Here is a 13,561-nt window from a genome sequence, read left to right on the forward strand (position 1 = left end):
GAGATCTTTATTTTCCGCAGTCTCGGCCAGAGTCGGGTAGATTACTTTCTTCAATAAATCCGGAATCAAGGTACTGATGTTCTTGTTTTTAACTTCCTCGATCATGTAGCCGAACATCCGTTCCACAGCAGGGTTGAAGGTGTCGATCATGCCGTAGCTGTCGATCACTATGATGCCGTCGGCGGCAGTGTCGAGCGTGGACTGGAGCTTGTATTCCTTTTCTTTTAAGACCTGTTCAAAGCGTTTGCGCTCCAGAATCGACTGGAAGTAGACCGATATGCCTTCCTCGAAAGGATAGACCCGGATATCGAACCAGTCCTCGCGCCCATTTACGATCAGGGGTATCTCGAACGACATCTGCTTTTTCTCCCTGACCGCGACCCGGTAACTCTCCTGCAGAAATGAGTTTTCGAATTCCGGGAAAGTCTTGAATAGATTCCTGCCAAAGACCTGATCGCTCGACTTTCCAAGAATTTCTTCTGCGGCTTTATTGAAGTAGGTGATCTGGAGATCATCATTGAGGATGTAAAAACCGTCGGAGATGCTTGCCAGTATATTGACCACCTGCTGGCTGGACTTATGTTGCATCTCGAGAGCTTCTTTTTCTTCGCTGATCTCGACCGCCACACCCTCCAGGCAGTTCATCTCTTTCAGGAAACGGGCGGAATAACGTATCCATTTTGTTTTACCGACATTGTTTACAAACTGTGCTTCGTAATTGGAAATCCTGCCTGTCTGTTGAAGTTCGGCGACCATCCTTTGACGATCCCGGGTATCTACATACATCGATGACAATACGCAGTTTCTGATACAGCTTTCAACAGATGGGTAACCCAGGATTTCAGCGAAACGCGCATTGCATTCGATCACCTGTCCCTCTTCAATGGTTGTACGGAAAAGGCCGATCTGGGCATTGTCGTAGATCCCGCGATACTTGCTTTCACTTTCACGCAAGGCTTTCTCGATTTTGCGTCGCTCGGTCAGATCCAGCATCACACCCACCAAACCGGCTGTATCCCCGCCGGCATCTTTATAACAAGCTTTACTGAAATGGAACTCTCGCTCGACACCATCGGCGCATTTCACTTTGGATTCATAGACCTGGTACCCGCCCGACTGGATCAAACGCAGGTCCTGGCTGTGATAATCATCAGCAAGTTTTGTCGGAATCTGCATCGGCAGATCGTAAACAGTCGCGCCAATTATATCTTCTTTGTCGAGACCGAGGATCTGATCCGCGAAGGCCCGGTTGCATCCGAGATAGACACCTCGCCTGTCCTTGTAGAATATCGGGTTGGGAATGGTTTCTATCAAAGTGCTCATGAACTGCAGTTGAGCCTTGATAGTTTCCTCGGATTTTTTGCGCTGAGTGATATCACGCACAATACTCAGGTAAGCTGTCTGACCTTCAAAAACGATTTCCTGGCTGGCCACTTCGACCGGCATAATCGAACCGTCTTTTTTGACATGCACCGATTCGAACACAGTGTTGCCTTTAGCTTTTAATTCTTCCAGCCGGCTCGGCACTTCTTCGGCAATTTCCGGAAGGAGGATATCGGGCAGTTTCAGACGCATGAATTCTTCGCGGGTATAGCCGAGCGAGTTGTGCATGCGGTCATTGACCACCAGAAATTCTCCCTGGGAGGTATGAATAACGATTCCGTCGGTCGCTTTTTGCAAAAGCATGCGGAATTTTTCCTCGCTGGCTTTAATCTTCTGTTCCCACAGCTTCTGTGCGGTGATATCCTGAAGCGTGCCGTGCAGGACTGTCCTTTTATCTTCAGATACACTTTTGCGGCCAATCGCTCTGATCCAGATATCCCGACCCTTATAGGTCTTGTAGCGAAGCCTCAAATCATAAGGTTTACCATGCGCAATAGCATTATCGAGAGTTTCTTTTAATGTGTCCAGGTAATCGGGATGACACAGGCTTACTGCATCCTGCATTGTTATCAGTTTCTCGGAGGGATAGTCGAGAATCTTATAAACTTCATCTGTCAGATAGAATTCTTTGCTGTCGAGATCCAGCTCCCATCCACCTACTGTGGCAATCCGCTGTGTTTCCTTGAGGAAAAGATTGATTCGCTTTAATTCATTTTCGGATTTGATTCGTTCACTGATATCCGAGATGAAAGCCACTATGGACTGTTTTCCCTCGCACTCTACATAGTTGAGTGAGGCCTCGATAGGCGACACCTTCCCGGATCGGTGTTTCTGGACAGTTTCGACTTTCAGCTGGCGAACCTTTTGCATCTGTTGCCAATGCTCGCCCCAGATATCTTGCGGAAATTCAGGAGCGACATCCCAGACTTTCATCTGCAACAGTTCCTGCTCGGAATACCCCAGGTACTGGCAGGCGGCCGGGTTAACATAGATGAAACCTCCTTTGCGGTCGACCCAGAATGCGCTCACGGCGATATTGTCGATTGAATACTTGGTAAAACTGAGCAGTTTTTCAGTTCTTTTGCGGATATCGATTTCCTCCACAAGCTTCCGATGAGTGTTTTTTAGTCTACTTTCGAGACGAGCCAGAATCATATTAAAAAACCAAAAGCAGAAGACACCCGCAATACAGCCCAACCCCAGAAGTATGATAGTGAAACGCGAGAGATAAGCGCTCTCCTCGCTGAAATCGACCAGCATAACGATACTGCCCATCTTCTTTCTGGAAACATCATACAAGCCCGTGAGACCAAAACGGTACATCCTGTCGTTGAACCGAACTTCCGGAAATCCGGTATTCTGCAGTTCCGGCCAGCTGTTCAGTAGAGAGACCAGGTTGTATGGCAGATGCGACAGGCTGTGATCTATGGCGACGATATCATCGAAACGGTCCCAGTCACCCTCCTTGCCCATCACACGCAGGCCGTTTTCCCAGCCGGAACGGTCCAAAAACTTCTTCTCGACTGTAAAAATCAATTTGACATCGTACATCTGCGTAAGCTGGTCGGTTATATGTTCGATTTCCTCGCCCAACTCCAGGTAGCCGACCAGTTCTCCGTCGATTCGCCACGGTGCCACCACCCTCAATGTAAACGTCCCCAGCGGTCCGAGTTCGATCCCCGATGAGATCATACCGCTCTGACCGGATTCAGTCATGGTATACCTGATGATCGAATCACCATAGCGCTCAGGATTGTGAACGCGCAAAAAGCAGTAGCGGTCGAGGTCATGGAAATAGAAATGCGTAATACGATACTTGGAGTTATACTCGTCGAAGAGAGGCAAACATCTTCTCAGCAACTGTTCACGATTTTTGGACTGCCAGGCCTTTTGAATCTTCGGGTTATCCGCAACACGATCCAAAAGCACTTTTATCAGGTCCGTATCGTCATCAAGGATATCCTGAAAACTCTTCTCGATCTGAACCAGTTTTTGAGAGAGATTTTCGTCCGCATTGTGGTTCTGGAGCGCGATCAAACTGTATAAGGCAGAGCTGACTATAACCGCCAGCGTAAGACCCAACGGTATCAGGATTTTCCGCCGGATGCCGGGAGTCGATCGATAGCCCCCATAGTTCGATCCGCTCTGATCAGGCCGGTTATCCATGTCTTCTAATGAACTCACCTGCTAAAAAGAATAAGACACTCAGAATAAATGACAGTTTCTCTGTCTTGTTGACCGGACTTTGTATATTGCTTCAAAGGTGATAAACATAACAGTAAGCCGGAACAACTCCCCATTTATCGAGTTTATCGGCATCTTTTGGCAAAATTTTGAGCGCGCAGGAGCTTAAACAACTATGTAAGAAGCAAAATAAAAAGCGGCCACAATGAGTGACCGCCATTGCATTCGAGCTTAATTTAAATTACGCGACAGTGATCTCATCGCACAGGAAAACATCCTGGATAGTATTCAGGAGTTTGATGCCTTCCTCGCGCGGTTTCTGGAATGATTTACGTCCGGATATCATCCCCATCCCGCCGGCGCGCTTGTTTATCACCGCGGTCCGAACCGCCTGCGCCAGATCGTTTTCTCCCGATGCGCCACCGGAATTGATCATGCCGATCCGGCCCATGAAGCAGTTGGCCACCTGGTACCTGGTCAGGTCGATCGGATTGTCCGAGGTCAGCTTGCTGTAAACCAGGTCATGGGTTTTACCAAAATTGATGGCCGTATAACCACCGTTGGTCGTGGCCTGTTTCTGTTTAACGATATCAGCTTCGATAGTGACACCGAGATGGTTGGCCTGGCCGGTGAGATCCGAGGCGGTATGGTAGTCTTTGTCTTTTTTGAATTCAGAATTGCGCAGGTAACACCACAGCACCGTAAACATACCGAGATCATGGGCTTTCTCGAAAATATCGGAGACTTCCTGAATCTGGCGGTTGGATTCAGGCGCGCCAAAATAGATAGTCGCGCCGATTCCGACCACACCCATGTCGAACGCCCGCTCGACCGTGGCAAACGGGATCTGGTCGTAGGTGTTGGGATAGGTCAGCATCTCGTTGTGATTGATCTTGAGGATGAAGGGAATCTTGTGGGCATACTTGCGCGCCACAGTACCCAGGACACCATAGGTCGAGGCGACTCCGTTGCACCCTCCCTCGATCGCCAGCTTAATAATATTTTCGGGATCGAAATAGTCAACATTTGGAGCAAACGATGCTCCACCCGAATGCTCGATTCCCTGGTCGACCGGCAGAATCGAGAGATAGCCGGTACCGGCCAGGCGCCCATGGTTGTAAAGCCAGTTGAGGTTTTTCAGGGTGTTGATGGAACGATCGGAATTGACGAAAATACGGTCAACGAAATCAGGTCCGGGCAGATGAAGCCGGTTTTTGGGAATACCGGAACACTTGTAGTCCAGCAGTTTGACATCATCGCCTAAAAGCTCTTTTAATTTGTCATAGCTTGCCATACGTGACTCCTTTCAGGCATCTATATTGCATATGTTGTCCATTTATTTGAGATCAATAGTCAAATCGGGCCCCTGCCCGGCGGATACCCGCATCTGCCGGGAGAAAAACAGCTCTCGCTCGTCAGTATACAGTATCCAACACATTTTTTGGAGCGCCGGTTTCTGACCTGCGCAAAAGATATACTTACCCATTTGTAAAACTACTAAATTTTTTTACTGTCCACAAGTAATTTGGCAATCGATGCCCTAACTCTTATATTGGCGGCATGTTTATATCACAACTTGAGTTGACCAACTTCAGAAACATCGAAAAAGCCGGGCTCGCCTTTTCAGAGAGCACCAATTTAATCGTCGGCCCCAATGGCGCTGGCAAAACAAATATCCTCGAAGCGCTCTACTACTGTGGCACCGGAAGATCGTTTCGAACCCATTTCGATGAAACCCTGATCCGCCGCGACACAGATTTTTTCAGGCTGGTAAGCGAAGGCCAAATCGATCCCCACCAGGTCACGGTCGAAGTCGGGGTAGAACCCGGATCCCGCAAGATGATCAAGGTCAATTCAGCTCCGCTCAAGAAACTGGCCGATCTCTACCAGTATTTCAGGCTGGTCGAGTTCTCACCCTACGACCTCGACCTCGTGATCGGGCCACCGTCATCGCGCCGGCGATTTCTGTCTCTGACGATCTCGCAATCAACACCAGCGCACATCGCCCTTTTAAGCGATTATTCCAAGTTGCTGGCCCAGCGCAACGCCCTGCTCAAGGATTACCAGGAACGGGGAAGCCTGAGCGAGCAGATGGAAACCACTCTGGCGATCTGGGACGAGAATCTGGCGCAGTCAGCGGTAGAGATCAACACCGTCAGGGCTGAATTCATCGACCAGCTGTCACCACTGGCAACCGATTTCTACAACCGTATCAGCGGTCACGATGAGGACTTCAAACTTATGTACAGTCCCTCGCCCCGCCTGCCGGAATTTACCGCTGAAAACTTTGCCGCCAAGCTCAAAAGCCGTCGAAGACGCGAGCTGGCGATGGGGCAGACACTCTACGGCCCCCATCGCGATGAACTCCAGTTTCTTGTCAAGGATGCCGAAGCCCGCTCGTACGCCTCCCAGGGTCAGATCAAGACCGCCGTGTTGAGCGTAAAACTCGCTCAACACCAATACCTTAAGGATAAACTCGAGCAGGCGCCTGTGATGCTTCTGGATGAAATCTATTCCGACCTCGACCGCAAACGACTCGGATTCATTACAGACCTCCTCCCGGATCTGGGCCAGACATTCGTGACCACCTCTAAGACATCTGAAATCAACGACTTAAGTATTTTTATTTGTAAGCACAGGATCGAGGGCGGTATTCCGACTGAACTGAAATAGTATTTATAACTCTATGTACTACATATTATTACAAGTGCAAAAATGTTAAAAAATTAATGTTTTTTGCTTGCGGATGGCTTTAAATTAAGCTATATTAATAAGTTATGAAAAATAGCGAGCCCGAGAAAATCGGGGCGGTAGTGGCCGAGCTGATCCGGAAATTCGGTTACGAAGGTAAACTTCGGGAGGTCGACGCTGTAAAACTGTTTAACGAAGTGGCCGGCAAGGAAATCGCCCGTCACTGCCGGGCAGTTAAGCTAACTGACGGACGTCTGATAGTCAAAGTCTCCGATCCGATCTGGCGGCAACAACTGGTCTTTCTAAAAGGGGAATTGATCGCCAAACTGAATGCCAGACTTGATAAAAGCATTGTAAAAGATATCTATTTGAAGTAAGGCTGTGTATGAGCGCTAAGAAAAAGGAAACTAAAATGAAGCAGACAGATAAAGCGGTCGACCCCGTCGATGTCTTAAACGAGATCGGCGTAAAATACGACGCGCGTTCGATTACCGTGCTGAAAGGGCTGGAGGCGGTGCGCAAGAGGCCGGCGATGTATATCGGTGACACCGGCCGGCGCGGACTGCATCACCTGGTCTACGAGGTAGTCGATAACTCGATCGACGAGGCCCTGGCCGGTTACTGTAACACGATAAAAGTGATCCTCAATAAAGACGGATCGGTATCAGTGACCGACAACGGACGCGGTATACCCGTCGATAAACATCCGACCCAGAATCGTCCCGCGGTCGAGGTGGTCATGACCATGCTTCATGCCGGCGGTAAATTCGATCATCAATCCTATAAGGTTTCGGGCGGGCTCCACGGTGTGGGTGTCTCCGTCGTCAACGCTCTTTCGGAGTGGTGCGAGGTCGAAATCTCCCGCGACGGCGATGTATATTATCAGAAATATGAACGTGGTATGGCGACCTCCGAGCTCAAAAAGATCGGTAAACGCAAGACCTCAGGAACCAAGACCACGTTCAAACCCGACGGCGAGATATTTAATGACACTATTTTCAGTTTCGACCGCCTGGCCACCCGTATGCGCGAACTGGCGTTTCTGAACAAGGGTCTCAAAATCGAAATTAGAGACGATATCAACGATCGTTCCGATTTCTATTTCTACAAGGGCGGGCTGGCATCGTTTGCCGAATACCTGAACGAGAACAAGAATCCGATTTACAAGAAGCCGATATATTTTTCCGACACGCGGGAAGGCGTGGAGGTCGAGTTTGCGATCCAGCACAATGACTCCTTCCAGGAGAATGTTTTTTCCTATGTCAACAACATCAACACGATCGAGGGCGGTACGCACCTGATCGGTTTCAAGACCGCGCTGACACGTACGATCAACAACTACGCCTCGAAGAACAAGCTCTTGAAAAACGGCGATAAAACCCTTTCCGGCGATGATGTCCGTGAGGGTTTGACAGCGGTAATTTCAGCCAAGGTGCCGGATCCGCAGTTTGAGGGTCAGACCAAGACCAAGCTGGGCAACTCGGAAGTCAAAGGGGTGGTCGAGCAGATCGTGGGCGAGAACCTGAGCTATTTTCTGGAGGAAAATCCTTCCATCGCCCGCAAGATCATCGACAAGGGAGTGAACGCCCTGCGTGCCAGGGTGGCGGCCCGCAAGGCCAAGGACCTGGCCCGTCGCAAAACCGCGCTCGACTCGGGTCACCTGCCGGGTAAACTTGCGGATTGCTCGATGAAAGACCCGGATGCCTGCGAGTTGTTCCTGGTAGAGGGTGATTCCGCGGGAGGCAACGCCAAAACCGGTCGCGACCGCCGTTTCCAGGCGATTCTTCCGCTCAAAGGTAAAATTATCAATGTCGAAAAGGCCCGGCTCGACAAGATCCTTTCAAACGAAGAGATCAGGACCATGATCACCGCCCTGGGAACTGGTGTGGGAGGCGATAATTTCGATATCGAGAAACTGCGCTACGGCAAGATAATCATCATGACCGACGCTGATGTCGACGGTTCGCATATCCGCACTTTGATTTTGACGTTCTTCTTCCGTTACCTGAAAGAATTGATCGAGAGCGGTCATATGTATATCGCCAATCCTCCGCTCTACCGTGTATCTCACGGCAAAAAGGAAGTTTACGCTTTCTCCGACGAGGAACTTAAACGGGTTATCAATGAACAGTTTGCCAAAGTCAAGGATTCCAACTTGCATATACAGCGCTACAAGGGACTGGGTGAGATGAACCCGGAACAGCTCTGGACAACCACCATGGATCCGGACAAGCGCAGTCTCCAGCAGGTCACGATCGAGAGCGCCCAGGAAGCGGACAAGATCTTTACCATGCTGATGGGTGACGTGGTCGAGCCGAGACGTAACTTTATCCAGCAAAACGCGCGTTATGTGCAAAACCTGGATGCCTGATTAATATGGATACAATCGGGGGGCATTTATATCAGCTAAAGCCAGCCAGAAGAGGATATAGAAAATGGTAATGGAACGCGAAAATATACAGCCGGTCGCCCTGGAAGAGGAGATGAAATCGAGTTACCTTGATTACTCGATGTCGGTCATTACAGCCAGGGCGTTACCAAACACCTACGACGGATTGAAACCCTCCAACCGCAGAATCCTGATCGCCATGAACGATCTCAACCTGTCGCCCGGTCGGCCATACCGTAAATGCGCCAAGATCGCCGGCGACACCTCAGGCAACTATCATCCTCATGGCGAGGGTGTAGTTTATCCGACCCTGGTACGGATGGCACAGGATTTCAATATGCGTTACACCCTGGTACAGGGGCAGGGCAATTTCGGTTCGATCGACGGCGACCCGGCGGCCGCCATGCGATACACCGAGGCAAGGCTGACACCGCTGGCGATGGAGATGCTGGCCGATCTTGAGAAAGATACTGTCGACTACGTTCCCAACTACGATGAAACCCGCAAGGAACCGGTGGTCCTGCCCTCCAAGTTTCCGAACCTGCTGTGCAATGGTTCCTCCGGTATCGCGGTCGGGATGGCGACCAATATCCCACCTCACAATCTCGAGGAAGTCGTCGACGCGATCCGCGCCGTAATCGACAATTCCGAGATACCGGACGAGGAGCTACTGACCCATATCACCGCTCCCGATTTTCCAACCGGCGGGATTATCTACGGGCGCAAGGGTATCAAGGATGCCTACCTGACCGGCCACGGCAGGGTGGTTGTGCGCGCTCGTGCCAGTATCGAAAAGCAGAAAAACGGCAAGGAATCGATTATTGTATCCGAACTCCCGTACCAGGTCAACAAGGCCAACCTGCTGGAGAAGATCGCCAACCTGGTCAATCGCAAGACGATCGAGGGGATCACCGACTTACGCGATGAATCCGACCGCGACGGTATGCGGATCGTGATCGAGCTCAAACGCGACGCACCCGCGGCGGTTGTGTTAAATCAGCTCTTCAAGCATACCATGATGCAGAATACCTTCGGCGTCAATATGCTGGCTCTGGTCGACGGTGTCCCGAAAACATTGACCTTGCGCATGATGCTGGATGAGTTCATCCGACATCGTCATACAGTCGTCACCCGCCGTACCCAGTTCGAACTGGACAAGGCAGAAAAACGGGCTCATATCCTCGAAGGGTTCAAGATCGCGCTCGACCATATCGACGCCGTCATCACCCTCATCCGCGAATCCAAAACACCGGCAGAAGCTAAAACCGGCCTGATGAAAAAATTCGAGCTCTCCGACGTTCAGGCCCAGGCGATCCTGGATATGAGACTACAGCGCCTGACCGGTATGGAACGCCAGAAGGTTCAGGATGAGTACCTGGAGGTGATCAAGAATATCGAGACCTTGCGGGGTATCCTCAAATCCAAAGAAAAAAGAATGCAGATCATCAAAGATGAACTCACCGAGCTCAAAAATAAATATGGCGATCCTCGTCGGACCATGGTTACCGACGAAGAGGAGGAATTCTCGCTCGAGGATTTGATCGCCGAGGAAGATATGGTTATCACGATTACGCATGGCGGATATATCAAGCGTATCTCTACTTCCGCCTACCGCCGTCAAAAACGTGGCGGGCGCGGTGTGATCGGTATGGAGGTCAAAAAAGAGGATGTGATCGAGCACCTCTTCGTCGCCTCCACCCACGACTATATCCTCTTCTTCACCAATTTCGGCAAGGTCTACTGGATCAAGGTCCATGCCCTTCCGATCGGGGGCCGGATGTCCAAGGGTCGTCCGATCGTCAACCTGCTGAATCTCCAGCCGGGTGAATCGATTCGCGCCTTCCAGCCGGTACGTGAGTTCGAAGAGGGACTCTATATCGTCATGTCTACCCGCAAGGGCCAGGTCAAAAAGACCGAGTTGACAGCTTTCTCGCATCCTCGGCGCGACGGCATCATCGCCATGACCATACCGGAAGGCTCCGACGATGAACTGATCGAGGCCGGGCTGACCGACGGAACCTCTGAGATCATTTTAGCCACTCGCGAGGGGCAGGCAATTCGGTTTGGCGAAGATAAAGTACGCGCCATGGGCCGTACAGCATACGGAGTCAAAGGAATCAACCTCGGCAAAAATGACTATGTTATCAGTATGGTGGTCGTTCGCCGGATGACCACTCTTTTGTCTGTCACTGAAAACGGCTACGGCAAACGTTCGAATATTGTTGATTATCGAATCACCAACCGCGGTGGAAAAGGAGTAAAGAATATTAAGGCCAGCGACCGCAACGGCAAGGTTGTGGCGGTAAGAGAAGTAGTCGATCAGGATGAACTGATGATCATCACCAACAAAGGAATCGTAATCAGAACCCAGATCAGTTCGATCCGTACGATCGGCCGCAACACCCAGGGCGTCAAACTGATCAACCTCGACAAAGACGACAAGGTGATCGATGTGGCCCGGGTGGTTTCCGCTAAACAGGAAGAAGAAGGCGCCGAAGGCTGATCGCTATAAAAATGCATTCAAAATAAGGCAGGTTCAATATATGGCCTGCCTTTTTATTTTGTTGTAACCCGCAGGTTTATCCGGAGTGTACGTTTTACGCGAAGCATTGCGAAACAGCAGATGAAGTATTTTCCAGAGTTGCAGTTGCATCAGGCCTTGATTTGCGACAGCAAGTCGGAAATTGTGACCTGGCGCGTTCAGTCTGCCAGGCCACACCACCGAATTAAAGTCAGTGCCAGGACCTGTCAGAACAAACGATGAGACCTACCTCTAAGAAAAGTAGTCAGGCTACCCTGATTCTGCAACTCACACAGGCCGGGGATACAATTGTAAGGCCCCCAAATCAGCACAACCACACTGGGCTGGATATATATAAAGTCGACAGGAGTCGGCAGGATAAAAGCCTCGCCCTGAGACCAGAGGTAGTTAACTACAACTTCAATTCTAACAGGTTGCAGTCGTGCACACGCTTGAATCTCTTACGGATCATTTCCGTATCGTCGCCGGTGTAATGCGCCAGCACATGTACCGGTTTCAGGTCTGCGATTGAACTCTTGAGCACTTCAGACTGCTCATCGAAATCCATGTAGACATGCAGATACGACATGACTTTTCTGAAGCCATTGCGTTTGTACCAGGCCAAAACGAAGTCATCGTCACGGGTGTACGCTTCGAACCTCTTGATCTTCTTTTCACGAGCCCGCCAAGCCGCCTCATCGAGCAGTTTCGTAGCCAGCTTCTGTCTGCGATATTCAGGCCTGACCGCAAGATTCCAGATCATCCCCGCCGGAAACTCGCCCTCACGGCAGATATCGCATGGCACGAACTCACATTCGATTTCAATCAGCCCGGCTATCCTTCCCCCATCAACCGCCACCAAATCGATCAGCGGATTGTCGTACGAGGCTTTTCTCAACTGGACATCATCGTGGTACGCCGAATCAAAAAAAGACAGCAGTCTGCATTTCAGCCAGCCGGGTTCATCTTCAGGTTTGTATTCACGTATTTTAATCATGGTGTCTGCTTGTTTATTGAAAAGACAAACTGTATCGACAGAAATTAAAAGTCAATTAAAAAACTATGCGCGTTGAAATCTGTCATAGTTTTTGCCTGACCGCTGTTCATCAGATGATATTTTATACATCTGCTGTAATAATCCGGATCAAGGATTGAGAATGCTCTGGACTTTATGAAGTAGTTTTATTCTTCAGTTTTCGAATTTGATTGAGAGGATTTTAAAGACTTTTTGAACCTTTTACCGATCGAGAGAGTAACAAAATTCAGCAGTGATAAAACCAGAGCGATTTCATACTTGCCCCAGGCAACCGCAACCCCGATGGCACCGACATTCCAGATACTTGCGGCTGTGGCCGTTCCTGACACTGATCCTTTGGTCTTGAGGATTGCTCCACCACCGATAAATCCAATACCAGTAGCGATTCCGTAGATGACTCGCGATTCGGCATCGGTAGTCGAGAGCACATCAATCCCGATCAGCATGAATCCACAGGAAGCTACCGCAACCAGTGGGAAGGTACGCAATCCGGCGCTTTTGACACTGGATTCGCGGTTGAGCGCGATCGGGAGAGCGAGCGCGTAGGCGATTGCAAGATGATAGAGGTTATGAAGCATCAAACTCCAGTTTAGTTCCATGACTTTTCCAATCGCGATCTGTTATGACGTTTGCCTTTATCTATATAATCCCATGCGGGATTCGATAGTTCCTTAGTTAAATACCAACTGGTGTACTTATCTATTGCGGTCTGTTGCATTAGTGTATACGGGCGAATACAAGCTGGCTGACGAACTGCTTTTCTGATCACAAGCTTGGATATTGAATGCTAAAAATACTTCTGCGTGATCGGCATACGCCGATCGCGTCCGAAAGCGCGCGGGGTGATCTTGATTCCCGGGGGCGACTGGCGGCGTTTATACTCCGACATATCCACCAGCCGGATAATCCGCCTGACCAGCTTGCGGTCATAACCTGCTTTTACGATCTCGCGCTGGCCCATGTCGCTTTCAATATACATCTTCAATATCGGATCGAGCTTTTCGTAGGGCGGAAGGCTGTCGATATCTTTCTGGTCGGGACGAAGCTCAGCCGAGGGTGGTTTGGTGATGATCGAACGGGGAATAACTGTCTTTCCGCGCATCCGATTATAATATCGCGCCAGCTGAAACACCAGGGTCTTGTAGACATCTTTCAGCACCGCGAACCCGCCCGCGGAATCGCCGTAGATCGTGAAATATCCAACCGAGACCTCGGACTTATTGCCGGTCGTCAGTACAATCCAGTTAAACTTGTTCGAAAGTGCCATCAGGATATTACCACGAATCCTGGCCTGCAGGTTCTCCTCGGTGATATCTTCTTTTAAGCCTGCAAACTGCTCCGACAGGAGAGCTTTGAA

Annotated in this window: 9 protein-coding genes; 4 read left to right on the forward strand and 5 right to left on the reverse strand. The window is 50.1% G+C overall.

Translation table 11 applies throughout. The features are described 5' to 3' along the window. Together GF404_02445 and GF404_02450 are read right to left on the reverse strand one after the other, a co-directional pair. Window positions 1-3,549 (reverse strand): PAS domain S-box protein (locus GF404_02445; protein MBD3381036.1); only part of this gene is annotated, 3,549 nt, incomplete at its 3' end. 259 nt (window positions 3,550-3,808) lie between these two features. Next, the gene (locus GF404_02450; protein MBD3381037.1) at window positions 3,809-4,861 is read right to left on the reverse strand and encodes a class I fructose-bisphosphate aldolase; all 1,053 of its coding nucleotides are present in this window, start codon (window positions 4,859-4,861) and stop codon (window positions 3,809-3,811) included. 266 nt (window positions 4,862-5,127) lie between these two features. Here GF404_02450 and recF point away from each other — a divergent pair, with 266 nt between their 5' ends. The 4 genes from recF to gyrA all read left to right on the forward strand — a co-directional run bounded on the left by recF (window position 5,128) and on the right by gyrA (window position 11,150). Further along, entirely contained in the window at window positions 5,128-6,240 is a 1,113-nt protein-coding gene (recF, locus tag GF404_02455; GenBank protein MBD3381038.1) for a DNA replication/repair protein RecF, read from the forward strand. Between the two features lie 104 nt (window positions 6,241-6,344). Then, window positions 6,345-6,635 carry a DUF721 domain-containing protein gene (locus GF404_02460; protein ID MBD3381039.1) on the forward strand — a complete coding sequence of 97 codons (291 nt, stop codon included), beginning with the start codon at window positions 6,345-6,347 and terminating at the stop codon, window positions 6,633-6,635. A gap of 8 nt (window positions 6,636-6,643) precedes the next feature. Next, a complete protein-coding gene (gyrB, locus tag GF404_02465; GenBank protein MBD3381040.1) occupies window positions 6,644-8,629 on the forward strand; it encodes a DNA topoisomerase (ATP-hydrolyzing) subunit B in 1,986 nt (661 codons plus the stop codon). Between the two features lie 70 nt (window positions 8,630-8,699). Next, entirely contained in the window at window positions 8,700-11,150 is a 2,451-nt protein-coding gene (gene gyrA, locus GF404_02470; GenBank protein MBD3381041.1) for a DNA gyrase subunit A, read from the forward strand. 430 nt (window positions 11,151-11,580) lie between these two features. Here the strand turns inward: gyrA and GF404_02475 are convergent, their stop codons facing one another. From GF404_02475 to nadE, 3 genes are all read right to left on the reverse strand, one after another. After that, window positions 11,581-12,165, reverse strand: coding sequence for a GNAT family N-acetyltransferase (locus GF404_02475; protein ID MBD3381042.1), 585 nt, complete (start codon window positions 12,163-12,165; stop codon window positions 11,581-11,583). Window positions 12,166-12,350: 185 nt separating this feature from the next. Then, window positions 12,351-12,803 (reverse strand): MgtC/SapB family protein, encoded by a 453-nt coding sequence (locus GF404_02480; protein ID MBD3381043.1) that lies wholly within the window; start codon window positions 12,801-12,803, stop codon window positions 12,351-12,353. A gap of 188 nt (window positions 12,804-12,991) precedes the next feature. After that, window positions 12,992-13,561: NAD(+) synthase (nadE, locus tag GF404_02485; GenBank protein ID MBD3381044.1), on the reverse strand; the 570-nt coding region annotated here is incomplete at its 5' end.

It is taken from the genome of Candidatus Zixiibacteriota bacterium (genome assembly GCA_014728145.1).
Classification (GTDB): domain Bacteria; phylum Zixibacteria; class MSB-5A5; order JAABVY01; family JAABVY01; genus WJMC01.